General features: G+C 64.5%; 24 protein-coding genes. 3 read left to right on the top strand and 21 right to left on the bottom strand.

Features of this window, described 5'->3' with window-relative positions; genetic code table 11:
* Positions 1-231: 231 nt before the first annotated feature.
* Positions 232-1191 carry a LysR family transcriptional regulator gene (locus tag TMPK1_RS07585; protein ID WP_420242361.1) on the top strand — a complete coding sequence of 320 codons (960 nt, stop codon included), beginning with the start codon at positions 232-234 and terminating at the stop codon, positions 1189-1191.
* Here TMPK1_RS07585 and TMPK1_RS07580 read toward each other — a convergent pair.
* The gene (locus TMPK1_RS07580; RefSeq protein ID WP_420242359.1) at positions 1188-1886 is read right to left on the bottom strand and encodes a class I SAM-dependent methyltransferase; all 699 of its coding nucleotides are present in this window, start codon (positions 1884-1886) and stop codon (positions 1188-1190) included. The two genes, TMPK1_RS07585 and TMPK1_RS07580, sit on opposite strands and share 4 nt — an antisense overlap.
* A gap of 71 nt (positions 1887-1957) precedes the next feature.
* Between TMPK1_RS07580 and TMPK1_RS07575 the strand changes: the two genes are divergently transcribed.
* Complete coding sequence (locus TMPK1_RS07575; protein WP_420242358.1) at positions 1958-2383, top strand: hypothetical protein; 426 nt, start codon at positions 1958-1960, stop codon at positions 2381-2383.
* 58 nt (positions 2384-2441) lie between these two features.
* Here the strand turns inward: TMPK1_RS07575 and pnp are convergent, their stop codons facing one another.
* The 20 genes from pnp to tsaB all read right to left on the bottom strand — a co-directional run bounded on the left by pnp (position 2442) and on the right by tsaB (position 23254).
* Positions 2442-4553 carry a polyribonucleotide nucleotidyltransferase gene (gene pnp / locus TMPK1_RS07570; RefSeq protein WP_420242357.1) on the bottom strand — a complete coding sequence of 704 codons (2112 nt, stop codon included), beginning with the start codon at positions 4551-4553 and terminating at the stop codon, positions 2442-2444.
* A 199-nt stretch (positions 4554-4752) separates the two neighbouring features.
* Positions 4753-5022, bottom strand: coding sequence for a 30S ribosomal protein S15 (rpsO, locus tag TMPK1_RS07565; protein ID WP_420242356.1), 270 nt, complete (start codon positions 5020-5022; stop codon positions 4753-4755).
* A gap of 14 nt (positions 5023-5036) precedes the next feature.
* Positions 5037-5966 (bottom strand): tRNA pseudouridine(55) synthase TruB, encoded by a 930-nt coding sequence (gene truB, locus TMPK1_RS07560; protein WP_420242355.1) that lies wholly within the window; start codon positions 5964-5966, stop codon positions 5037-5039.
* 10 nt (positions 5967-5976) lie between these two features.
* Complete coding sequence (gene rbfA, locus TMPK1_RS07555) at positions 5977-6396, bottom strand: 30S ribosome-binding factor RbfA (protein WP_420242354.1); 420 nt, start codon at positions 6394-6396, stop codon at positions 5977-5979.
* A 73-nt stretch (positions 6397-6469) separates the two neighbouring features.
* On the bottom strand, positions 6470-9175 hold the full coding sequence (gene infB / locus TMPK1_RS07550; protein ID WP_420242353.1) for a translation initiation factor IF-2: 2706 nt from the start codon (positions 9173-9175) through the stop codon (positions 6470-6472).
* Positions 9172-9804 (bottom strand): RNA-binding protein, encoded by a 633-nt coding sequence (locus TMPK1_RS07545; RefSeq protein ID WP_420242352.1) that lies wholly within the window; start codon positions 9802-9804, stop codon positions 9172-9174. Before TMPK1_RS07545 ends, infB begins: the two co-directional genes overlap by 4 nt.
* Positions 9801-11285 carry a transcription termination factor NusA gene (nusA, locus tag TMPK1_RS07540; protein ID WP_420242351.1) on the bottom strand — a complete coding sequence of 495 codons (1485 nt, stop codon included), beginning with the start codon at positions 11283-11285 and terminating at the stop codon, positions 9801-9803. Before nusA ends, TMPK1_RS07545 begins: the two co-directional genes overlap by 4 nt.
* A 23-nt stretch (positions 11286-11308) precedes the next feature.
* Entirely contained in the window at positions 11309-11794 is a 486-nt protein-coding gene (gene rimP / locus TMPK1_RS07535; RefSeq protein ID WP_420242350.1) for a ribosome maturation factor RimP, read from the bottom strand.
* 124 nt (positions 11795-11918) lie between these two features.
* A complete protein-coding gene (trmB, locus tag TMPK1_RS07530) occupies positions 11919-12467 on the bottom strand; it encodes a tRNA (guanosine(46)-N7)-methyltransferase TrmB (protein WP_420242349.1) in 549 nt (182 codons plus the stop codon).
* 92 nt (positions 12468-12559) lie between these two features.
* Positions 12560-13729: a methionine adenosyltransferase gene (gene metK / locus TMPK1_RS07525; RefSeq protein ID WP_420242348.1), complete on the bottom strand. Its 1170-nt coding sequence runs from the start codon at positions 13727-13729 to the stop codon at positions 12560-12562.
* A gap of 109 nt (positions 13730-13838) precedes the next feature.
* Positions 13839-14357, bottom strand: a complete 519-nt coding sequence (locus tag TMPK1_RS07520) for a helix-turn-helix domain-containing protein (protein WP_420242347.1) — start codon at positions 14355-14357, stop codon at positions 13839-13841.
* Between the two features lie 29 nt (positions 14358-14386).
* Entirely contained in the window at positions 14387-15922 is a 1536-nt protein-coding gene (gene lnt, locus TMPK1_RS07515; RefSeq protein WP_420242346.1) for an apolipoprotein N-acyltransferase, read from the bottom strand.
* A gap of 2 nt (positions 15923-15924) precedes the next feature.
* The gene (locus TMPK1_RS07510) at positions 15925-16761 is read right to left on the bottom strand and encodes a hemolysin family protein (RefSeq protein ID WP_420242345.1); all 837 of its coding nucleotides are present in this window, start codon (positions 16759-16761) and stop codon (positions 15925-15927) included.
* Positions 16762-17247, bottom strand: coding sequence for an rRNA maturation RNase YbeY (gene ybeY, locus TMPK1_RS07505; RefSeq protein ID WP_420242344.1), 486 nt, complete (start codon positions 17245-17247; stop codon positions 16762-16764).
* Positions 17244-18266: a PhoH family protein gene (locus TMPK1_RS07500; RefSeq protein WP_420242343.1), complete on the bottom strand. Its 1023-nt coding sequence runs from the start codon at positions 18264-18266 to the stop codon at positions 17244-17246. Before TMPK1_RS07500 ends, ybeY begins: the two co-directional genes overlap by 4 nt.
* Positions 18263-19624: a tRNA (N6-isopentenyl adenosine(37)-C2)-methylthiotransferase MiaB gene (gene miaB, locus TMPK1_RS07495; RefSeq protein ID WP_420242342.1), complete on the bottom strand. Its 1362-nt coding sequence runs from the start codon at positions 19622-19624 to the stop codon at positions 18263-18265. Before miaB ends, TMPK1_RS07500 begins: the two co-directional genes overlap by 4 nt.
* Entirely contained in the window at positions 19624-20514 is an 891-nt protein-coding gene (locus tag TMPK1_RS07490) for a lysophospholipid acyltransferase family protein (RefSeq protein WP_420242341.1), read from the bottom strand. The genes miaB and TMPK1_RS07490 overlap by 1 nt, the downstream gene beginning before the upstream one ends.
* Positions 20511-21401 (bottom strand): GNAT family N-acetyltransferase, encoded by an 891-nt coding sequence (locus TMPK1_RS07485; protein ID WP_420242340.1) that lies wholly within the window; start codon positions 21399-21401, stop codon positions 20511-20513. The genes TMPK1_RS07490 and TMPK1_RS07485 overlap by 4 nt, the downstream gene beginning before the upstream one ends.
* A 157-nt stretch (positions 21402-21558) precedes the next feature.
* Complete coding sequence (locus tag TMPK1_RS07480; RefSeq protein ID WP_420242339.1) at positions 21559-21966, bottom strand: Ros/MucR family transcriptional regulator; 408 nt, start codon at positions 21964-21966, stop codon at positions 21559-21561.
* A 142-nt stretch (positions 21967-22108) separates the two neighbouring features.
* Positions 22109-23254 carry a tRNA (adenosine(37)-N6)-threonylcarbamoyltransferase complex dimerization subunit type 1 TsaB gene (gene tsaB / locus TMPK1_RS07475; RefSeq protein WP_420242338.1) on the bottom strand — a complete coding sequence of 382 codons (1146 nt, stop codon included), beginning with the start codon at positions 23252-23254 and terminating at the stop codon, positions 22109-22111.
* Between the two features lie 42 nt (positions 23255-23296).
* Here tsaB and TMPK1_RS07470 point away from each other — a divergent pair, with 42 nt between their 5' ends.
* Positions 23297-24310 carry a polysaccharide deacetylase family protein gene (locus TMPK1_RS07470; protein ID WP_420242337.1) on the top strand — a complete coding sequence of 338 codons (1014 nt, stop codon included), beginning with the start codon at positions 23297-23299 and terminating at the stop codon, positions 24308-24310.
* The last annotated feature ends 10 nt before the right edge of the window (positions 24311-24320 follow it).

Here is a 24320-nt window from a genome sequence, read left to right as displayed (position 1 = left end):
CGCTGACTCCCCTTTGGCGACGTTGCGCCTCGACAATGCTGGCCCGCGTGGCGTCCGCGTCGGCGGTCGCCCCGTGCTGCCTTTCATTGTTCGTCTGCTCCCAGTGCCTGCGCCGTGCGGCGCTCGTCGCTTGCTGCGATTCTCTGTCGCCGATGGTCCGGCCGATTCAGGCTATGAAGCGCCTGGAAATCTGGGAAACTGAAAATTCTGATTTCTTTATAAGCTGAACTTATGACGGCCCGGACGCCCCAACGCTCGACTCCGCTGCCGGCGCAGCTTCACGGCATTTCGCTGAAACAGCTTCGCGCGTTCGTGACCTTGGCGCAGGCGCGCAGCTTCAGCCGGGCCGCAGATTTGATGGCGGTGTCGCAGCCGGCGCTCAGCGCCGCGATCCGGCATGTCGAAACCCAGCTCGGCGTGCGGCTGTTCGACCGCACCACGCACCAGGTCGAGATCACCGACGCGGGCCAGGCCCTGCTGCCGCACGCGCAGCGTCTTTTGACGACGGCCGAGAACGCCTTCACCGACATGCGCGACGTGGCGACCCAGCAGACCTCGCGGATCCGGATCGGCGCCATGCCGTCGACGATTGCGTCGGTGTCGGAAGCGCTGCTGAAAATCGGCGCAGCGACACCCGGCGTCTCGCCGCATCTCTCGGACGGCAAAAGCGACGCGCTCAACGACGGGCTGCATAACGGCGCCTTCGACATGATCGTCAACGCAGCGCCCGTGCACGACCCCGAGATCGAAGAAACGCTGCTGGTCGAAGACGAGCTGATCATGGTGGCGCGCCACGACCATCCGCTCAGCCAGCGCACGCGCCTGTCGTGGCGCGCCTTGGCCGGCACCGACATCGTGCATTTTCCGGGCGGCAGTATCGGCGCCCTGGCGACCGGCGCGCTGCACCAGAACGGCCTGTCGCATTCGAACCGGTTTCAGGTCGACCAGCTCGACTCGCTCTACGGCATCGTGCGGTCGGGGCTCGCGGTCGGAATTCTGCCGCGCCTCTACGGGCGCATGTTCACCGGCGGCGAGTTCACCTTCGTGGCGCTCGATCGGCCGGTGGTGAAGCGCCGGGTGAAGCTGCTGCATCGTGCGCGACTGGTCGACGAACATCCCGCTGCAGCGAAATTCGCGGTGCAGCTTGCGAGCGAGCTGCGCACGATCCTGGCCGGCGACGCGGCGGCTTAAGCGCGCGTCGCGCGCAGAAACAGAAATTGCGGCCGGGTCGAAAGCTCGTGGTAGAGCGTTGGATTGATCTCCTGCAGCGACGGCAGCGGTTGCGGTTCGACGATCTGCTCGAACGCAAAGCCTGAATCCAGCAGCGGCTGCAGCACGTCGGAGAGCGGCCGGCGCCAATACTGTACCTTGCCGACGCCCGGCCATTGGTCTTCGAAAATCTCGGTCGCGAAATAGTCGGCCGGGTTCTGCGTCGTGACTTCGCTGACGACGTGATGCGTGGTGATGACCAGTTTTCCGCCAACGCGCAGCACGCGCGCGAACTCGCCGAACAGCGCGCGATAGTCGCGCATGTAGTGGATCGCCAGCGCCGACAGAACCAGATCGAACGACGCGTCGGCGAAGGGTAGGGCGCTGCCGAGATCGGCGCGCTGAAACTGGATCGTCGCGGGCGAGCGCGCGCGTGCATGCGCCAGCATCGCGTCGCTGCCATCGATCGCGGTGACGTCGGCACCACGCCCGGCAAGCTGCCGCGCATACCATCCGTCGCCGCAGCCGGCATCGAGCACGCGCTGTCCCGCCAGATCGTCGCCGATCAGCGCCAAGGTCGCGGGCCGCGCATAGTGCGTATGGATCGGGGTCGCTTCGAGCTTGTTGGCGTAGGCGTCGCCGAACTGGTCGTACGAGGATGGATCGATGCCGGTCATGGTGGCCGCGAGTCTGTCGTACCGGCGCCCGATCTGCTAGCGTCCGCCGGCGTTTTTCGGGGAGAGCAGCGATGAGTCGGATCTACGCCGCCTTGCTTTTGGCCCTCGGTTTAACTGCTCCGGCCGCTGCGATGGGCGAGGGCGCGGTTCGTCTGCAGCCGGGTACATGTGCCGGCGAAGTTCACGGCATTGTCGCGCAGGGCTCGTTGCGCACGCGCGGCGACGCAATTCGTGGCTTGCCGGCTGGCGTCAAACTGGTCGGCCAGTGCCAGGTGGTCGGCAGCGGCAACGAACGCAGTTTCATGATTCTGTGGTCGGTGATCGACACTGGTCCGCTGTTGCGGCCGAGCCGGTTGAACGGAGCGCCGTTCGGCACCTCGGTCGTGCCGGTCAAATGCAGCGAAGCGAATTGTCCGACGCCGCAACTGCCCGACACCGACATTCCAATCGAGCTGCGCCAACCGATGCCGCGTCTCTGGGACGGCGGTTCGGCGTAAAACAAAAAAGGGCGGCTCTTGCGAGCCGCCCTTTTCGTTTGCGCGAAGCGCTGGAGTCTTACGACGCCTGCTTCAACGACATGTCTTCGCCAGTTTCCTGGTTCACGACTTTCATCGACAGCTTGATCTTGCCGCGGTCATCGAAGCCGATGACTTTGACTTTCACTTCCTGGCCGACCTGGACGATGTCAGTGGTCTTTTCCACGCGCTTCGGAGCGAGTTCCGAAATGTGGACGAGACCGTCGCGGCTGCCGAGGAAGTTCACGAAGGCGCCGAAATCGACGGTCTTCACGACCTTGCCATTGTAGACCACGCCGATTTCCGGCTCGGCCACGATGCCTTTGATCCAGTCGATCGCCTTTTGTGCGGCCGACTGTTCGGTGGCGGCGACTTTGATCGTGCCATCGTCTTCGATGTCGATCTTGCAGCCGGTGACTTCGGTGATCTCGCGGATCACCTTGCCGCCGGTGCCGATCACTTCACGGATCTTGTCCTTCGGGATGTTGATCACGGTGATGCGCGGCGCAGTTGCCGCAACGTCACCGCGCGCCGTCGTCAGCGCCTTCGACATCTCGTTCAGGATGTGCAGGCGGCCTTCCTTTGCCTGGCCGAGAGCGATCTTCATGATCTCCTCGGTGATGGACGTGATCTTGATGTCCATCTGCAAAGCAGTGACGCCCTTGTCGGTGCCGGCCACTTTGAAGTCCATGTCGCCGAGGTGATCCTCGTCGCCAAGAATGTCCGACAGAACGGCGAAGCGATCGCCTTCCTTGATCAGACCCATCGCAATGCCCGCAACCGGACGCGGCAGCGGAACGCCCGCATCCATCAACGACAGCGACGAACCGCACACCGTCGCCATCGACGACGAGCCGTTCGACTCCGTGATTTCCGACACGATGCGCATCGTGTAGGGGAACTGCTCCTTCTTCGGCAGCAGCGGACGAATTGCGCGCCACGCCAACTTGCCGTGGCCGATTTCGCGGCGGCCCGGGCTGCTCATGCGGCCAGCTTCACCGACCGAGTAGGGCGGGAAGTTGTAATGCAGCAGGAAGTTTTCGCGGTACTCGCCTTCGAGCGCGTCGATGATCTGCTCGTCCTGACCGGTGCCGAGCGTGGTCACGACCAGCGCCTGGGTTTCACCGCGGGTGAACAGCGCCGAACCGTGCGTGCGCGGCAGGATGCCGACTTCCGACACGATCGGACGCACCGTCTTGGTGTCGCGACCGTCGATGCGCGAACCGGTGTCGAGGATTTCGTTGCGGACCAGGTCAGCTTCGAATTCCTTGAACGCAGTCGAAACCTTGGCGGCTTCGACGCCGTCAACCGCAAGCGCTTCGACGGCTTTCGCCTTCGCCATCTTGATCGCGGTCGAACGGGTCTGCTTGACGCGTTCCTTGTACGCAGCGCGCACGTCGTCACCGACGATGGTGCCGATCTTCTTGGCGAGCTTGGTGACTTCGTCGGCGCCCGACGGCAGATCCCACGGATCCTTGGCCGCCATTTCGGCGAGCTCAATGATCGCGTCGATCACCGGACGGAACGACTTCTGGCCGAACGTCACAGCGCCCAGCATCACTTCTTCCGACAGTTCCTGTGCTTCGGACTCGACCATCAGCACGCCTTCGATCGTGCCGGCGACCACCAGGTCGAGGTCGGTTTCTTTGTCCATCAGCGGATTCAGAATGTACTGGCCGTTCTCGTAACCGACGCGCACGGCGCCGATCGGACCCATGAACGGAATGCCCGAAATCGTCAGCGCAGCCGATGCACCGATCAGTGCAACGATGTCCGGATCGTTTTCGAGGTCATGGCTGAGCACGGTCGCGATGACCTGCGTCTCGTGCTTGAAGCCGTTGGCGAACAGCGGACGGATCGGACGGTCGATGAGACGCGAGGTCAGAACCTCTTTCTCGGTCGGACGGCCTTCGCGCTTGAAGAAGCCGCCGGGGATCTTGCCCGCAGCAAAGGTCTTCTCCTGGTAGTGCACGGTGAGCGGGAAGAAATCGATGCCCGCCTTGGGCGACTTCTCCGCAACGGCGGTGACCAGCACGCTGGTGTCGCCGTAGGTGACGACAACAGCGCCGTCAGCTTGACGAGCGATCTTGCCCGTCTCGAGGACGAGCTTGCGGCCGCCCCAATCCAATTCTTTGCGATACACGTTGAACATCAGGGTTTCCTTTTCCCCAACGGACATCCCGACGCCGCCCGATTGCGGACGTAGGACCGATCGGCTTATCCGCGCCGACCGCAGCGCGTTTGTCAGCGGGCCAATCCCGCAGACGAAAAACGCGCGAATTCAAAAGACAAACGCGCCGCGCACCAGGGGTACGCGACGCGTTGTAGACAAACCAAACAGTACGCTCGGTTTAGCGACGCAGACCCAGACGACCAATCAGGTCTTCGTAGCGGGTCTTGTTGCTGCGCTTGAGATAGTCGAGCAGACGGCGGCGTTGGCCGACCATCACCAACAGACCACGACGCGAGTGCACGTCCTTGTTGTGCGTCTGCAGGTGCTCGGTGAGATTCTTGATGCGTTCCGACAGGATCGCGATCTGCACTTCGGGCGAACCCGTATCGTTCGCGACTTTGCCGTATTCGGTGACGAGCTCAGCTTTGCGCTCGGTGGTAATCGACATCGGACTCTCCGTTTTCAGAGGTTGAAGACGCGCAAGGGACGGATCTCCGCCCCGTCGAGCCCGACAAGCGCCACAGCTTTCCCCTCAAAGAGGGCGAGGATCGATTGGTCTTCGCGTGCGCCAAGGCGCAGCCGGTCGAGCCGATCGCGATCTTGGGTGCTGAAGAGGCCGATCCTCCGGCCATGGCGCAGGTCCTGCGCTTCCGCTGCCGTCAGGGCCAGCGCCGGGATGTCGTCCAGCGCGGTCTCGATCGGCAGCACCTGCTCGAGCAGGCCGGCTTTGTGGTCGATGTCGCCGGCAAAGTCCAGGGAAACTGCCCTGTCCGTGGCGAAACGACCGACCCGAAGCCGGCGAAGTTCGGTGATATGGCCCTCAGTCCCCAGGGCCCGGGCCAGGTCGCGGCCCAAGGAGCGCACATAACAGCCTTTGCCCGTGTCGGCCTCGAACACGGCCTCGTCCGGGGACGAGTCCACCAGGTCGAAGCGCATCACCTCGACGGTCCGGGCTTTGAGCTCGACCGTTTCGCCGGCGCGGGCCAGCGCATAGGCCCGGGCGCCGTCGACTTTGATCGCCGAATAGGCCGGCGGGGTCTGTTGGATCTGGCCGGTGAAGCCGGGCAGGGCGGCCCGGATCTGCTCGTCGGAGGGGCGGACGTCGCTGGTCGCAACCACCTCGCCTTCGAGGTCATCGGTGCTGGTGGCGGCCCCCCAGCGCACTCGGAAGCGATAGGTCTTCGACCCGTCCTGCAGCAGCGGCACGGTCTTGGTCGCTTCGCCCATCGCGATCGGCAGCACGCCGCTCGCCAACGGGTCGAGCGTGCCGGCATGGCCGATCGATTCAGGATTGAGGATGCGCCGGACGCGTCCGATCGCCTGGGTCGAAGAAAGCCCCAGCGGCTTGTCGAGGATCAGCCAGCCGTTGATCCGGTTTTTTTGCCGGCTCACGCCTGACTGCTCATTGGGCTTCGTCAGACTCGTCTTCGGCTTCGAGGTCGCGCGCGACTTCGGGGCGGTGCAGGGCGCGTTCGATTTTCTCGGCGTAGTCGAACGTCGTGTCGGCTTCGAATTTCAGGCTCGGCGCGTAGCGGAGCTGAATGCGATGCGCGAGTTCGCTGCGCAGGAACGGACCGGCACGCTTCAACGCCGACAGCGTCTTGACCAGGTCTTCGCCGCCCAGAGTCATCACGAACGTCGTCGCGTTCTTGAGGTCGGGGGACACCTGCACTTCGGTGATGGTGACGTTGACGCCCTGCAGGTCGGGGTCGCGGAAATGCGCTTCGCGCATCACCGCAGTCAGCGCGTGGCGAATTTCTTCGCCGACGCGCAACTGACGCTGCGTGCGCGTCGCTTCATTGCCGTGGGCCCTCTTACTCATCGGAAAAATTGCTCATGGCTGACAGCCTCCGTCAGAAGGCGTGCACAAACTAAAGAACGGATCGCGGCACCCCTTAGAGGGTGCGCGCGACCGATTCGACTTCGAAGGCTTCGATGACGTCGCCGGCTTTGACGTCGTCGTAATTCTCGAAGGCCATGCCGCATTCGAAGCCTTCGCGCACTTCGCGGACTTCGTCCTTGAAGCGCTTCAAGGTCTTCAGCGAGCCTTCGTGGATCACGACGTTGTCGCGCAGCAGGCGAACCTTGGCGCCGCGCTTGACCAGGCCTTCGGTGACCATGCAGCCGGCGACTTTGCCGACGCGCGTGATGTTGAAGACTTCGCGGATCTGCGCGTTGCCGAGGAAGGTTTCGCGCAGTTGCGGTGCCAGCAGGCCCGACAGCACGCCGCGCACGTCGTCGATGATGTCGTAGATCACCGAGTAGTAGCGGATCTCGACCGCGTCGCGCTTGGCGAGGTCACGTGCCTGCGCATTGGCGCGAACGTTGAAGCCGATCAGCACGCCGCCCGAGGCGCGTGCCAGGGTGACGTCCGACTCGTTGATGGCGCCGACGCCCGAATGCAGCACGCGCAGCGCCACTTCGGTCGAATCCGCCGCCAGCTTGGTCAGTGCGCCGGTGATTGCTTCCACCGAACCGTGCACGTCGCCTTTGATGACGACGGCCATTTCTTTTTTCTCGCCGGCCTGGATCTGGCTGAACATCTGTTCGACCGAACCACGGGCTGCGATCGCCGACGAGGCTTCGCGCTTTTTGCGGGCGCGATACTCGGCGATCTCACGGGCGCGTGCTTCATCCTCGGTGACGACCAGGTCGTCGCCCGCATTCGGCGTGCCGTTGAGACCGACGACTTCGACCGGCATGGCCGGACCGGCTTCGGTGACGTTCTGCCCGCGATCGTTGACCAGCGCGCGAACACGACCCCACTCGGCGCCGGCAACGAAGATGTCGCCGACTTTGAGCGTGCCTTTTTCGACCAGCACGGTCGCAACCGAACCGCGACCGCGATCGAGCTTGGCTTCGACGACGGTACCAACCGCCGAACGCGCCGGGTTCGAGCGCAGGTCGAGCACTTCGGCCTGCAGCAGGATCGCTTCTTCGAGCTTTTCGAGACCGGTGCGCTTGGTTGCCGACACTTCGACCGCCAGCACGTCGCCGCCCATGTCTTCGACCACGAGTTCGTGGCTGAGCAGTTCGGTCTTCACGCGCTGCGGATTGGCGTCCGGCAGATCGATCTTGTTGATCGCCACGATGATCGGAACGCCGGCCGCTTTGGCGTGCGCGATCGCTTCGACCGTCTGCGGCATGACACCGTCATTGGCAGCCACGACCAGCACGACGACGTCGGTGACGTTGGCGCCGCGCGCACGCATTTCGGTGAAGGCCGCGTGGCCCGGCGTGTCGATGAAGGTGATCTTCTGGCCCGAACCCAACTGCACCTGATAGGCGCCGATATGCTGGGTGATGCCGCCCGCTTCGCCCGACACGACGTCGGCTTTGCGGATGGCGTCGAGCAACGAGGTTTTGCCGTGGTCGACGTGACCCATCACGGTCACGACCGGCGGACGCGCAACCAGCGTTTCGGCGGCGTCTTCTTCACCGGTCATGCCGATCAGCACGTCCGATTCCGACACGCGACGCGAACGATGGCCGAATTCACTCACCAGCAGCTCCGCCGTATCGGCGTCGACCGACTGGGTAATTGTCGCCATCACGCCCATACGCATCAGCGCCTTGATCACGTCCGAGCCGCGCTCGGCCATACGCTGCGCCAGTTCCTGCACCGTGATCGCTTCCGGAATGACCACGTCGCGCGCGATCTTCTGGCCGTCATCCTGCTGGTGCTGGTCGCGGCGGCCTTTCTGCGCATGACGGCGCATCGCCGCCAGCGAACGGCCGCGGAATGCGTCGCCGTCGCCGCTATTGATCGCCTGCGTAACGGTAAGCTTGCCCGGCGTACGATTGCGACCAGCGTCGCGACGCACGCCCGGACGGGCCGGTGCACCACGCGCCGGCGTCAGGCCGCGGCGCGCACGCGCCTTGCGCTCTTCGTCTTCTTCTTCCGCCGTCGGTGCGCGGCCGCCCAATGCAGCAACCTTGGCTGCAGCGGCGTCGCCGGCACGGTCCGCGATCTTCTTGCGGTCGGCTTCGGTCTTCTTTTCGGCTTCGCGCTTTTTCGCCTGGTCTTCCTGGCGGGTCTTTTCGGCGACGGCAGCCTTGTTCTTTTCTTCGTCTTCGATCGCGCGCAGTTCGGCCAGCTCGCGCTGGCGGCGTTCTTCGGCGGTCAGCGGACGCGCAGGTTCCGGCGCAGGTGCGGGGGCTGCAGGTGCGGCCGCGACTTCGACGTCGCCGTCTTTCGGTGCAACGCGCGGTGCACGCGGCGCAGGGCGCTTGACCTCTTCGGTCGCAGCGGTGCGCAGCGCGCGCTCGCGTGCGGCGCGTTCCTCGTCGGTCAGCTGGCGCGGTGCCGCGGTGCGCTTCGGCGCTGCGGTTGCAGCGGCTGGTGCGGCCGCGACTTCTGGCGTCGGCGTAACCGGCGCGTCGGGCGCAGCAGCTTCGGCCGCAGCTTCTTTGGCAGTCGCAGGTGCGTCGGCAACGCGCTTGCGCTTGACCTCGACCGCGACGGTCTTGGACCGGCCATGCGAAAAGCTCTGCCGCACCTGTCCCTGTTCGGGACCGCGCTTCAGCTCCAGCTTGCCGCGACCGGAGAGGCTCAAGACCTTCTTCGGTTCCGACGTATCTTTGTTCTCGTTCTCGCTCATGCCCGTTCCTCGTGCGGGGCATCGAGCCCCGCCAACCTCGTCGCTGCCGCGACGATCCGTTCGGCCAACCGACCGGATCTCACGACAGCATGCACCACAACGCCCTCGCGCCCCAGCGCGCGGGCTAAAGTCGCCCCGTCCAACACCGCAACCACGGTCGCACCTGGCGCTTTTGCGCGCAGGCGGCTCCGTTCGGTCACGCTGCCGTCAACGGCCTCGAGCAGCACCGCAATGGTCGGACCGCGCGCTAGCGCTTCCTCGACCTTGTCGCGGCCTGCCGTCAATTCGCCGGCGCGTCGCGCCAGACCCAGCAAATCCACCAGTTGACGAACCAAAAGATCACGGACCTGTCCGGACAGATTGTCCGGCACCGTGACTGCCTGCTTCGCCGAACGCGCAAACGCGTTCTTTTTCGTCGCCAGGGCCAACGCTTTCACGTCGGCCGTGATCCACACGCCACGACCGGGCAAACGCTCGGCCACGTCCGGTGTCGCCGTCCCATCGGGCGCAACGACAAACCGGATCATCTTTTCTTTCGCCTGCACGATTCCCGTCGCCGCGCAGCGACGGGTCGGGCCCGTCTCTTCGGCGGCGTCGAGATCATCATCCATGACGAAAGCCAGACTCACGCGGGCGTCGCTTCCTCATTTTCGAACCAGTGGGCGCGCGCGGCCATAATCGCCGTGTTCGCGTGTTCCATATCCATGGCGCCTTCGCCGACGATTTCGATCAGCTCGTCCGCGGCCAGATCGCCGAGATCGTCCAGCGTCTTCACGCCGGCCTTGCCCAGCTTCACCAGCATCTCCGGCGTAAAGCCGTCGACGTTTGCGATCGTGTCTTCGACGCCCAGCGCCTTGCGCTCTTCTTCGAAGGCGGCGTTGCGCGTCTCGAGGAAGTTGATGGCGCGGTTGCGCAGTTCTTCGGCGACGTCTTCGTCGAAGCCTTCGATGCGGGCCAGTTCGTCGACCTCGGTCGAGGCGATTTCTTCGACGCTGGCGAAGCCTTCGGTGATCAGCAGGTGCGCGATCACGTCGTCGACTTCGAGCGCTTCGATGAACAGCACCGAACGGGTGCGGAATTCTTCCTGACGGCGCTCCGATTCCTCGGCTTCGGTCAGAATGTCGATGTCCCAGCCGGTCAGCATCGACGCCAGGCGCACGTTCTGGCCACGACGGCCGATGGCGAGCGAGAGCTGGTCATCCGGAACAACCACTTCAATGCGGTTGCCGGCTTCGTCGAGCACGACCTTGGACACTTCGGCGGGCGCGAGCGCGTTGACGACGAAGGTTGCCGGGTCGTTCGACCACGGAATGATGTCGATCTTTTCGCCCTGCAGTTCGCCGACGACCGCCTGGACGCGGCTGCCGCGCATACCGACGCAGGCGCCGACCGGATCGATCGAGCTGTCTTTCGAAATCACCGCAATCTTGGCGCGGCTGCCGGGATCGCGCGCCACCGCCTTGATGGTGATGATGGCGTCGTAGATTTCCGGCACTTCCTGCTTGAACAGGGCGGCCATGAACTGCGGATGCGTACGCGACAGGAAGATCTGCGGACCGCGCGGCTCTTCGCGCACGTCGTAGATGTAGGCGCGAACGCGGTCACCGTTCTTGAAATGCTCGCGCGGCAGGCTTTCGTCGCGGCGGAGAACAGCTTCGGCGCGGCCCATATCGACCGTGACGTTGCCGTACTCGACGCGCTTGACGATGCCGTTGACGATTTCGCCGACGCGATCCTTGTACTCGCGGAACTGACGCTGACGCTCGGCTTCGCGCACCTTCTGCACGATCACCTGCTTGGCGGTCTGGGCAGCGATACGGCCGAATTCGATCGGCGGCAGGTCTTCGATCACGAAGTCGCCGACCGCATGATCCGGCCATTCGCCGACCGGCAGTTGCGTCACGTCGTTTTCGACCTCGGCCACCACTTCGCGATAGCGCTTGAGGTGAATGTCGCCGCTCTTGCGGTCGATCACCGCGCGGATGTCGTGTTCGTGTCCGTACTTCGCGCGGCCGGCCTTTTGAATGGCCTGTTCCATCGCTTCGAGCACTTCTTCGCGATCAATCGACTTTTCGCGCGCAACGGCGTCCGCGACCTGCAGCAGTTCCATGTTCGTCTCTCTTCTCTCGTCTCTTAGCCCCGTCCGCCGGCCGCTGCGATGAGCGCATCGGTGAGGACGAGTTTTGCGGACGCGATTTCAGCCAGCGCAAAACTGACCTTCGCATCCACCAGCGCGACCGTGACCCGGTCGCCGTCTATTCCTTCGAGTTGCCCGGTGAAGCGCTTGCGCCCTTCGACCGGCTTGTGCAGCTCGATCTTCACTTCGTGTCCGGCCCAGCGTGCGAAATCTTTCGCGCGCGTCAGCGGACGGTCGATTCCCGGCGACGACACTTCCAGCGCGTACTCGCCTTCGATCGCATCGATCTCGTCGAGCACTGGATCGATCGCACGCGACACGCGCGCGCAATCATCGACAATCATCGTCGTGCCATCGAGACGATCGGCCATCACTTGCAGCGTCGGGCGGCGCGAACCACCAATCAGCTTCAAGCGAACGATCTCGTACCCCAGCTCCGCCACGATCGGCGCCAGCCGTTCCTCGAGCGCGTTCAGATCCAAATGTCCGTCTCCCAAGCCCCGGCCGGCCCACCGGCGTAGGATGCCAGTAGGAAGTCGACCATCGACGATGCAGGAATGGCGGCGAATATAGTCGTCGGCGCTTCAAACGCAAGCTTTGCCGCGGTTAGAACCGCCGATAGGCCGCGTACCGGGCCGGGTGGCGGGCCAAGTTCTTGCGTTCGTAGCGGGTTCCAATCGCCTCGGCCTCGACCAGGCCGCCGGTGAAGGCGGCATGCGCGTCGGCGCGCGCCAGCATCCAGTCCATCAGATCTGGATGGTCCGAGGCAAAGCGCAGCTCGCCGCCGCTTTTCAGCACGCGCGCGAAGACGTCCAGCATCTCGGTCTGCAGGAAGCGGCGTTTTTCGTGCCGGCGTTTCGGCCAGGGATCGGGAAACAAAAGATAGATCCGCGACATCGACGCGTCCGGCAAGGCGTCGAGCAACAGGCGCGCGTCTTCCGGCCAGATGCGGACATTGGTCAGGCTCTCGCGATCGATCGCCTGCAGCAGCATCGAGACGCCGTTGAGAAATGGCTCGGCACCGAGAAAGCCGACGTCGCGATGCGCGGCTGCGCGCGCGGCGAGATGCTCGCCGCCGCCAAAGCCGATTTCCAATTCCCAACTGTCGAAGTCGGTGAGGTCCGGCGGAACGGTTGCACGTACGCGAGGCAGCAAGCCTGCAAGCAGGTCATGCGCAATCGCCGGCAGCTTACGCGCTTGCCGGCGACCGTAAAAAACCGCGCGTCGTAGCGAGGCTTTTTCTTCGTTCAGCGAAGTGCCGACTTCAGCTGGTCGACCAGGTCCGTCTTTTCCCACGAGAAACCGCCATCGGCGTCGGGCTGACGGCCGAAATGGCCGTAGGCAGCGGTGCGCGCATAGATCGGCTTGTTGAGGCCGAGATGGGTGCGGATGCCGCGCGGGCTGAGATCGACCAGATCCTGCAGCGCCTTTGAGACTTTCATCTCATCGACCTGACCGGTCTCGTGCAGGTTCACGTAGACCGACAGCGGACGCGATACGCCGATCGCGTAGGACAGCTGGATCGTGCAGCGATCGGCGAGGCCGGCCGCAACCACGTTCTTGGCGAGATAGCGCGCAGCGTAGGCAGCCGAACGGTCGACCTTGGTCGGGTCTTTGCCCGAGAAAGCGCCGCCGCCATGCGGCGCAGCACCGCCGTAGGTATCGACGATGATCTTGCGGCCAGTCAGGCCCGCGTCACCGTCGGGACCGCCGATCACGAAGCGACCGGTCGGGTTCACGTAGAACTGATCTTCCGGGCACATCCAGCCTTTCGGCAGAACGTTCAGCACGTGCGGGCGAACGATCTCGCGCACTTCATCCGGATCGGCGTCTTCGGTGTGCTGCGTCGACACGACGATCGACGTCGCGCGCACCGGCTTGCCGTTTTCATATTGCAGCGAGATCTGGCTCTTCGCGTCCGGGCCCAGCTTCGATGCAGCGCCCGAGTGGCGAGCTTCGGCGAGGCTTTTCAGGATCGCGTGCGAATAGTGAATCGGTGCCGGCATCAGCACGTCGGTTTCGCGGCAAGCGTAGCCGAACATGATGCCCTGGTCGCCCGCGCCTTCGTCCTTGTTGCCGGCAGCGTCAACGCCTTGCGCGATGTCGACCGACTGCGCGTGCAGCAGCACGTCGACTTTGGCGTTCTTCCAGTGGAAGCCGTCCTGCTCGTAGCCGATGTCTTTGATCGCGGCGCGGGTGACGTCTTCGATCACTTTCGGTGTGATCGAGGCAGGGCCGCGCACTTCACCGGCAATCACGACCTGGTTCGTCGTCGCCAGCGTTTCGCAGGCAACGCGCGACATCGGGTCGGCAGTCAGGAAGGCATCGAGGATCGCGTCCGAAATCCGGTCGCAGATCTTGTCGGGGTGACCTTCGCCGACGGATTCGCTGGTGAAGATGTAATTCGTGAGCGGCACGGCCCGACTCCGGGACAAAGGGAAATGGCGCGCTTTATGGGCAGCGCAGGTTGCGATGGTCAAGCGACCTCGGGCGGGACGGCGCGAACGCCGCACCCGCCCGGTCGGCTTATTTCAGCGGACGCATCGCGGGCGTGGTCGCCAGCGCCTTGGCCAGGTCGAACAGGCGGCGGCGCAGCTGCGCGTCGGGAATCCGATAATAAGCCCGCACCAATTCGAGGGTCTCGCGCTTGGCCATCGGGTTCGAGTCGCCGGCGTCGTCGCGGAAGCCCTGGCTCGGCGAGAAGCCGTCATTGCTTTCGACCTCGGCCGGCAGATCGTCGAAGAAGAACGAGATCGGCACGTCGAGCACGCGGCTCAAATCATAGAGACGGCTGGCGCCGATGCGGTTGGCGCCGCGCTCGTATTTTTGCACCTGCTGGAAGGTCAGGCCGATCGCCTGGCCCAGCTTTTCCTGGCTCATGCCAAGCAGGGTGCGGCGCAGGCGAACGCGGGTGCCGACATGGACGTCGATCGGGCTCGGCGCGTCGCTGTCATCGCCGCGGCCGCCGCGTCGTCCACTCTTCGCCACGATTCCGTTTCCTGGCCCGTTTCCCGTGCCGTCCGCCTTAAGAACCTTAGGTTGCATAGCCCACCGCCAATGGTTGTAGACCGGAGCTACTTCCGGTTGCGGAGGCCAGTCAAGCTGCACGCGGTTAACAGAACCGAAATAGCCCAGAAAATCGTGTTTCCGTGGTGCGAATATGGGGTCGGGTTCAGGGCTGCCGGCAGATTTGCGTCCACCACGCCCATTTCGCCCAGCGGCAACGAGGCTGTGATCCGCCCATACGGATCGACCATGGCCGAGATTCCGGTGTTGGCGGCGCGCGCCAAAGGCAGGCCTTGTTCGACCGCGCGCACGCGCGCGATGGCCAAATGCTGGTGCGGTCCGGCCGTGTGCCCGAACCAGCCGTCATTGGTGACGTTGAGCAGCCAACCCGGTCGCGCAGTCGCATCCACCGCCGCATCGGGGAAAATCACCTCGTAGCAAATCAGCGGACTGGCAGCGGGCAGACCCGGCAACGGAATCGTGCGCGGACCGGGGCCGCTGCCGAAATCACCGCCGCTGACTTCGGCCAGGCCTTTGAGCGGGATAAACCTGCGCAGCGGCACGTACTCGCCGAACGGCACAAGGTGAAACTTGTCGAACCGCGCAACGATGTCGCCTTTGGCGTCGAGCGCCAGCAGCGAATTGTAGATGCGCTTTTCGTCGTCGCGTCCCAGCGCGCCGCTGATCGTGATGCCGCCGGGCGGCGTCGCCCAACCCATCACGTTGCGCACGTCGGGTTCGTCCTGAATGACGAACGGCACCGCAGTTTCGGGCCAGATCACGACGTTCGGAACTTGGCCGGTCTGTTCGCGCGCAAGTTCGAGATGACGTTGGAAATTGGCGCGCAGTTGGTCGGGCTGCCATTTCAGCGTCTGCGCGATGTTCGGTTGCACCAGGCGCACATGCGCATTGGCAACCTCGTCATGCGGTCCGGTGCCGATGCGATGCGCGCCCCACAACGTCAGCAACGCAAAGACCAGCACCGCGCATCCGAACGGCGCGCGCCGCCCGACCATCAAGGCAGCAGGCGACAAAGCAGCCAGCAACGTCAGTGCGGTCAGGCCGTAAATTCCAATCACCGAGGTGATCTGAATCACTGGCGACCAGTCGACCCACGCGTAGCCAGGTAGATTCCACGGAAAGCCGGTCAGCACATGGCCGCGCAGAAATTCTGCGACGCTCAACGTAACCGCGAGTGCAGTGATGCGTGCCAAGACGCGATCGCGCGGGATCACATGCGTGATGCGCGCGGCCAGGGCCCAATAGATTGCAAGCCCGGCGGGGAGCGCCGTGGCGCTGAACGGCAGTAGCCACCAGAAGCTGCTGATATCGACGAACAGCGACGCGCTGATCCAATAGAGCGAGATCGCAAACCAACCAAAGCCGAACGCCCAGCCGGTGAAAAACGCGCCGCGACCGGTCTTGGTCGCGTGCAACAGCAGAAACAGAAACGGAAAGGTCAGAAACAGAATCGGCGCCAAGCCGACCGGCGGCAGCGCCAAGGTCGAGATCGCACCGGCGACAAAGGCAGCGGCCAGATGTTTGCGGACGCTGAAACCTTCGACGCGCGCCGCCAAGCGCGCGACGCGACCTTCGCCGTGCATGATTAAGCGGCGTCGCCGGTGCGACGCGCCGTGGCTTCGTCGAGTTTCAGCACGCGCAGCCGTTTGATGCGGCGCGGATCGGCATCCAGCACTTCGAATTCCAATCCCGACGGATGGCGCAATACTTCGCCGCGCGGCGGCACGCGACCGGCCAGCGACACGACCAGGCCACCCAACGTATCGATTTCGGCACGCTCGTCTTCGGTCAGCAGCGCGCCCACGCGGCTTTCGAAATCTTCGATCGACACACGCGCATCGGCGACCAGCGATCCGTCGGGGCGCACGGTCATGTCGGGCGTGCTGACGATGTCGTGCTCGTCGGCGATGTCGCCGACGATGCCTTCGATCAGATCTTCAATCGTCACCAGACCGTCGATGCCGCCGAACTCGTCCACCACCAGCGCCAGCTGCTGGCGCGTCTTGCGCATGTCGAGCAGCAGATCCAGCACGCGCATCGACGGGGCCACGATCTTGACTGGCCGCAACAGTTTCTGCAGCTCGAACCCAGCCTGCGTGCCGCCATCGGCCAAGGTCGTCATCACGTCCTTGATGTGGATGAAGCCCAGCACGTCATCCAAGGTTTCGCGAAACACCGGCATGCGGCTGTGCTGATGTTCGGCGATCATGCGCAACAGCTCGTCGCGGGCGGTTTCGACTTCGACCGCCACGATGTCGGCGCGCGGCACCATCAGATCGCTGACCGGCAGGTCGCGCAGATCGCGGATGTTCTGGATCAGCTCGCGCGCATGGGCGGCTTCGTCGCGCTGCGCCTCGTTGTTGGCTTCGCGCGGTTCGTCGGCTTCTTGATCGCCGCGGAACAGGAAACGCAACCGGTTCATCTAGGCTACCGTCTCGGTCTCGTAAGGATCAGGAACACCCAACCGCGCCAGAATTTCGACTTCGAGCCGCTCCATCCGCGTCGCGTCCTCGTCGTCTTCGTGATCGTGCCCCAACAGGTGCAGCGTACCGTGCACCAGAAGGTGAGTCGCGTGCTGTGCCAAGGGAATGCGTTTTTCCGCGGCCTCACGCCGGGTGGTTTCGAAGGCCAGCGCCAGATCGCCCAGCAAAAGCGGCGCGTCAGGGGCGGCGGGGGCGTCTTCGAGCGGGAAAGACAGGATGTTGGTCGGCTTGTCCTTGCCCCGATAGTCGCGATTCAGCATCTGCACGATCGCGTCGTCGGCAAAACGGGCGCCGATCTCGATCGTCTTGGCTTGTGGCGGTTCGGTTGCCAGCGCCGCTTCGATCGCGGTGCGCGCGATCGTCTCGACGTCACCCATCTCGCGCCAGCCGTCATGCTCGACGTCGATATGCAGCACCAGACTCATGAAGGTGCGTCGTCCTTGGGTGCGGCCTCGGCCTCTTTGCGCTTTTGCGCGACGCGCTCGTAGGCGGCGACGATGCGGCCCACCAGCGGATGACGCACGATGTCCTTGTCGTTGAAGCGCACGATCGCGACGCCTTCGACGCCGTCGAGAATCTCGACCGCGTCGCGCAGGCCCGAACGCACGCCCGGCGGCAGATCGATCTGGGTCAAATCGCCGGTGACGACGAAGCGGCTGTTTTCGCCAAGCCGCGTCAGCGCCATTTTCATCTGCACCGTCGTCGTGTTCTGCGCTTCATCGAGAATGATGAAGGCGTTGGACAAGGTGCGACCGCGCATGAAGGCGAGCGGCGCGATTTCAATGTCGCCGGTGACGAGGCGTTTTTCGACCTGTTCAGGCGGCAGGAGATCGTACAGCGCGTCGTAAATCGGGCGCAGATACGGATCGACTTTTTCGCGCATGTCGCCGGGCAGAAAGCCCAGACGCTCGCCCGCTTCGACCGCGGGACGCGTCAGCACGATGCGATCGACGCGACCGGCAGTCAGCATCGCAACCGCTTGCGCGACGGCGAGATAGGTCTTGCCGGTTCCGGCGGGACCGATCGCAACCGTCAGCTCGTTCTGTTCCAGCGCGCGGAAATACGCAGCCTGGCGTGCCGTGCGCGCCGCAATCGAACGGCGCCGCGCGCGAATGGTCAGTTCGGGCACCGCAACGCCGCCGCGCCCATCGCTCGGCAGTTCGACGCCGCGATCGGAGAGACGCACTGCTGCATCGACGTCGTTGGCGGTGACGCTTTGGCTGCGTTCCAACCGGTCCCACAGCGACAACAACGCGGCGCGCGCGGTTTCGGCTGCGTCGGCCGGGCCGGTGATGGTCAGCAAATTGCCGCGACTGGCGATCTGCACGCCGAGCTGGGTTTCGATCCGCACCAGATGCGTATCGTGCTCGCCATAGAGCAGCGGCAGAAGACGATTGTCGTCGAAGGCGATTTCGAGCCGGCGGGCGGCGGGTGTGTCACTCATGCTGCTTCAACTGCATCTGCGGTTACGACGGTTCCCGAGACGCTGTTCGCGTGCGCGGCGTCGATCCGCACGTCGGCGATCTGGCCGATCAAGCGCGCCGGCCCGGTCACATGCACCGCCTGCAACCACGGCGTACGACCGTGCATCTGCCCCGGACGGCGACCCGCACCGTCGAACAGCACCGGCACGACCTTGCCGACAGTCGTCTGGTTGAATGCCGACGCGCCACGCGCAATCGCGTCCTGCAGGCGCGCCAGCCGTTCGTCTTTCACGCTTTCTTCGATGTGCATGCCAAGCGCCGCGGCGGGCGTGCCCGGACGCGTGCTGTATTTGAACGAATAGGCGGCGGCGAAGCCGACTTGTTCGACCAGCCTCATCGTTGCGTCGAAATCGGCGCTGGTTTCGCCGGGATGACCGACGATGAAATCCGACGACAGCGCCAGATCGGCGCGCGCGGCGCGCAATTTGTCGATGATGCGCAGATAGTCGGCGGCGCTGTGTTGGCGGTTCATCACGTTCAGAATCTGATCCGACCCGCTTTGCACCGGCAGGTGCAGAAACGGCATCAAGGCCGCGATGTCGCGATGCGCCTGGATCAGCTCGTCATCCATGTCGCGCGGATGCGAGGTCATGTAGCGCAGCCGCTCGACGCCGAGATCGGCAACTTCGCGCAGCAGCCGCGCCAAATTCCACGTGCGTCCGTCGGGGCCGGTGCCGTGATAGGCGTTGACGTTCTGGCCCAGCAGCACGATCTCGCGCGCGCCGGTCGCCAGCAAACGTTTTGCTTCCGCGATTACGTCCGCGGCCGGGCGCGAGCTTTCGGCGCCGCGCGTATAAGGCACGACGCAGAAGCTGCAGAACTTGTCGCAACCTTCCTGCACCGCCAGCATCGCCAACGTGCCTTGGCCTTCGGTTTCCTGCGGTAGCAGATCGAATTTGCTGTCGGCGGGGAAATCCGTGTCGACCAGCTTCACGCCCGCTTCGCGCGTTGTGCGCGCAATCAATTCGGGCAGGCGGTGATAGGATTGCGGCCCGACCACCAGATCGACCACCGGCGCACGGCGCAGAATTTCGTCGCCTTCGGCCTGCGCGACGCAACCCGTGACCGCCACCAGCAATTTACGGCCGCTCGCTTCCTTGTCGGCGCGCAGACGGCCGAGTTCGGAATAGAGTTTCTCGGTCGCTTTTTCGCGGATGTGGCACGTGTTCAGCACGATCATGTCGGCTGCGTCTGCCGAGTCCACCGGACGCCAGCCGAGCGGACGCAGCATGTCGACCATGCGCACCGAGTCGTACACGTTCATCTGACAGCCCCACGTCTTCACGTAGAGCCCGCGGCGCTGCGACGTGTCGGACATCAGGCGGCGGCTTCGTGTTCGGGCTGTTCGTGCTCGTCCGCTTCGTGCGGATCGTCGTCGTCGTCCGGCGCCGAGTGATGCAGCACTTTGGTTTCGCCGTGCCCGGTGATTACCGACGACACGCCGCGCGCAACCGCGTCCCAGCAATGTTCGGCGATCTCTTTGCGGCTTTCGCCCGGCTTCACTTCGAACGGTTCGTGAAATTCGACGACGATGGTCAGCTTGCCCAACGTCGCGGCGGTCCACATGTGACCGGCCATATCCATGTCGCCGTACCAGGCATAAAGATGCCGCAGGCTGCGGCCGAGCGGCATGCCGTCGAGCTTGGCCGGCGTGATCGACACGGGCTGCACAACGACGCCGCGTTCGACGCCTTTGCGATTCTTGATGCGGATCTGCGCCACGCCCAACAGCGCCGACTTGAACGGCAGCACGCGATTGCCGTCCGACGACGTGCCTTCGGGGAAAATGATCAGATTGTCGCGATGGGCGAGGCGGCGCTGAATCTCGCTCGCATGTTCGCCCGCCTGGCTGCGGCGACGATCGACGAACACGGTGCGCTGCAGCTTTGCCAGCCAGCCGAACAACGGATAGTCGGCAACTTCAGCTTTGGCGACGAAGCTCGCTTTCAACAGCGAGCCCAGCACCATGATGTCGAGATACGAGCTGTGATTGCAGACGAACAGCACCGGCCGGTCGCGCGCCATCTTTCCGCGCAACTCGATATGCAGGCCGAACAGCCAGCGGCACCAGGTGTGATAGATGCGCGGCAACGTCAAACGGATCGGCAGCTTCAACAGCAGCGCGATCGCCTGCACCGGCATCAGGATCAAGGTCAGCAGCAGATAGGCGGTCAGCCGCGCCGTCGCCATCATCGGCGAACCGATCATTCCGGCTCTCCGCGCGCCTCGCCGAAGCGGGGCCCTTGCGGGCCGTCGCCGCCGGTCTGCGCAACCAGGCCGCTTTCGCGGGCGCCGGGAACGACGCGCGAATAATGCTTGGCGTATTTGTCGGCGATCAGATCGGTCTTCACGATAATCGCGACGTCGACCGTGTTGAATTGTTCGTCGATGACGGCGCCGTCGCCGATGAAACCGCCCAGGCGCAGATAGCCTTTGATCAGCGGCGGCAATTGCGCCAGCGCGGCTTTGTGATCGATCTCGCGTGCGCCGAGCAGGCGCATATCGACATAGCGTTCGGCCAGCGCGCGCGGGCGCAACGCCGGCGGCGCCAGATTGAAATAGTACAAATAGGACAGCGGTAGCGCGAGCGACTGCGGATCGATGCCGGGCAGCGACGCGCAGCCGAACATCACTTCGATATTGTGCTGCACGACATATTCCGCGATGCCGCGCCACAGCAGGTTCATCGTCGAACGGCTGCGATGGTTGGGCGCAACGCACGACCGGCCGAGTTCGAGAATGCCGCCCGGATATTCCAGGATCGGCGTGATGTCGTACTCGCTCTGCGAATAGAACTCGCCACGGCGCTTGGCGGCTTCGCGACGGATCAGGCGATAGGTGCCGACGACGGCGTCGCGGCCCTTCTGATCGTGATCGATCACAAGCAGGTGGTCGCATAGCTCGTCGAACGCATCGAAGTCACGACGCGCAGCGCGCATCTCGACCGTCGGGCGCGCCTGCATCTCTTCGTAGAAGACGTCGTAGCGCAGCCGTTGCGCCGCCTCGATATCGGCGGTGCTGTCGGCGAGGCGGACTTCCAAATTGCCGGCGCGTAATTCGCCCAGGGGCTGGGTCGCGGTGGCGGTGTCTTGCATGGACGAGGTCAACGGCAATCCGTCAGGACAGGTCAAAGGAACGGCAGATACGCGGCGCGAAGCGCGCCGGTTGGGCTGCTCGAACGGTCGGGGTCGCGGGGCCGGACCCTATCATGGCGGGCCGCCCAGTCGAAAGATCGGGCGCGGGAAGGGTAGATCAGGACCGGCTGCGGGTGCCGAGGCCGATTTCCTTGGCCAGCTTCGAGCGCTGCTTGGCGTAATTGGGCGCCACCATCGGGTAGTCGGCCGGCAGGCTCCAGCGCTCGCGATACTCTTCGGGGGTCATGCCGTAGGCGGTCTTGAGGTGCCGCTTGAGCATTTTCAGCTTCTTCCCGTCTTCGAGACAGACGATGTAGTCGGGCATCACCGACTTCTTGATCGAGACGACGGGCTGCGGTTTTTCACTGCGGCGCGGCGCCGAACCGCCATTCAGCCCGGCAAGCGTGCGGTGAATCTGTTCGATCAGACCCGGAAGATCCTGCAACGGCACGCTGTTGTTCGAGAGATGCGCGGCCACGATCTGCGCCGTTAGCGCCAATAGTTCGGGTCCCCGTTCGTCTGACATCGCTCCCCCCATCACGCGCCCACCGGCGCGTCGCCCCGTTCTTATCGGCACGATATGGAGTGCAACCGAGTCGGGGCAAATGCTCGTGGCCCTGAATGCTTGGCCATGAATGCAGTTCGACTTGGGTGCAAAGATTTTTGACTTAGACCCGGTCGATCTTCCGTTTGAGGATTCGTGCGTCCTGCCCGTCGGCATAGTAGCGGGGGCGGATCGCTTCCTGCGCAAATCCCAGGGAATCGTAGAGGGCGCCCGCTTGTTCATTGCCGGCGGCGACTTCCAGGAACATGGAGTCGGCACCGCGTTGCTTTGCTTCGGCCAGCGCCGCCTCGATCAATTGCCGGGCGATGCCGCGGCGGCGCGCCTCGGGCCGGACCGCAATGGTCAGGATCTCGGCCTGGTCGGCGGGCGCCCGGGCCAGGACCAGCCCGACCGGCTGGGCCCCTTCGATCGCGATCCAGCCGAACGAGGTCGGGTCGGCGACCGAGGCACCCAGGCTGGCCGCATCCCACGGCGCGTCGAACGAGGTCGCGTGCAGCGCCGCCGCCAGGTCGAGCCAGGCCGGCCCCAGCGGTTCAAGCTTGAGCTTGGCGCGCGGCGGCGCCGCGTCGGGCGGCCGGAGATAGAGCGGACGGGCCAGTGCGGTGGCGGGATCGGCCAGCGCACCCAGCACTGCCAACGAAACTGGATCGGGCCGGCGATAGGCAGACAGGAACTGCAAGGACGGATCGGCGGCTGCAAGACGTGCAGCGCCGGTGCCGACGATCGTGCGTACCGTCAGCGTCGCGGCGAGCGCCGCGGGCGACAGCGCGAGCGCGTCACCGACTGGCGTCAGTGCTGCGTCAAAGCTTTGCGCGAACAGCGCGTCGCGTTTGGATTCGATCACCACCGTCACGCCGTGCGGGCGCAAATCGGCTGGTACGCCATGCGCAATTGCCGCGAAGCAATCGACGCCGACAACCGGCACGCCCAATGTCAGCGCCAGACCGCGCGCAGCCGACAGGCCGATGCGAATGCCGGTGAAGCTGCCAGGGCCCGTCGTCACTGCAATCCGCGCAACCTCGGTCAGCGCAACATGCGCTGCGTCGCGCACGCGCTCGACCATCGGCAACAGAATTTCCGCCTGGCCGCGCTCGGCATCGACAGATTCCAGCGCCAGTGCCTGTCCGCTTGGGTGCACCAACGCAACGGCGCAACCGTCGGTGGCGCAATCGAGCGCAAGGATCAGTTCGTCATTCACGGTATGCGCGGGCAGTTCGACGTATGGGGTTGGCCGGAGCCGGGGCGGCATGTCATAGCAGGTCCGGCCCTCCCGACAACGAGACCTGCTGCCGTGCCGCGCCTGTTGCGACGCATTTCCGCGCTATTGCTTGCCGCTGCTGCGTTCGACGTGGCCGGTCTCGCCTATGCGCACGCCAGCGTCGCGGTCGTCGCCTATCTGCGCGTCGGCGAGGATTCATACCCGACGCAAAGTCTTCGTCTCGATCAATTTGAAGCGCAGCTGCAACAGTTGCGCGCCAACGCTGCCGCGGTCGTTCCGCTCGAACGCGTTGCACGCGCCGTGCGCGACGGCGCGCCGCTGCCGGACGATGCGGTCGCAATCACGATCGAGGATGCGTATCGTTCGACCTTGACCGACGTCGTGCCGCAATTGTTGGCGGTGAAATTGCCGGTGACGGTTTTTGCGACGCCGGACCGTCTCGATCGCGGCGGTGAATTCGCAAGCTGGGCCGAGCTGAAAGCGCTGGCTGCGCGCGGCGTCACGGTTGGTGCGCGTTTGCCTGGTTCGCTTGGTCCCGAAGTCGACGAAGCGCAGATCGCAGCGGACCTGAATCGCACGTTGGCGCGCATGCGCGACGAGCTGGGACAAATGCCGACGATGCTGGCGCTGCCGGCAGGGCCGATTCATCCCTCGTTGCCGAAACTGCTGGAAGCACGCGGTTTGCTGGCTGCGTTCGGCCAGCAATCGGGCCCCGTGTTCAACGGTGCCGATCGTTGGCAATTGCCGCGCTTCACCATGACCGAAGCCGTCGGCAATGCCGACCGGTTCCGCATTGCGATTTCCAGCCTGCCACTTCCGGTGCGCGAGATCGTTCCGGCCAGCGGCGTGTTGCCGCCCGGTGCTGCAATCGGATTCACGGTCGATGAGTCGGCGGGCTCGCTCGATCGTCTCGCCTGTTTCTCACCGGGTTCGGGGCGTTTGACGCTCGAACATCCGTCGGCGACGCGCGTCGAATTGCGTGCCAGCGAACCGTTCGAGCCGGGTCTCGTGCGCATCAACTGCACTTTGCCGGTTTCCGAAAATCGCTGGCGCTGGTTTGGTCTGATCCTGCTCGTGCCGTCCTGAGCACATCCGA

Source organism: Roseiterribacter gracilis (assembly GCA_018332375.1).
Lineage (GTDB): Bacteria > Pseudomonadota > Alphaproteobacteria > BOG-932 > Roseiterribacteraceae > Roseiterribacter > Roseiterribacter gracilis.
Note: the sequence above shows the minus strand (reverse complement) of the source record. Positions and strands in the feature narration are given on the sequence as shown.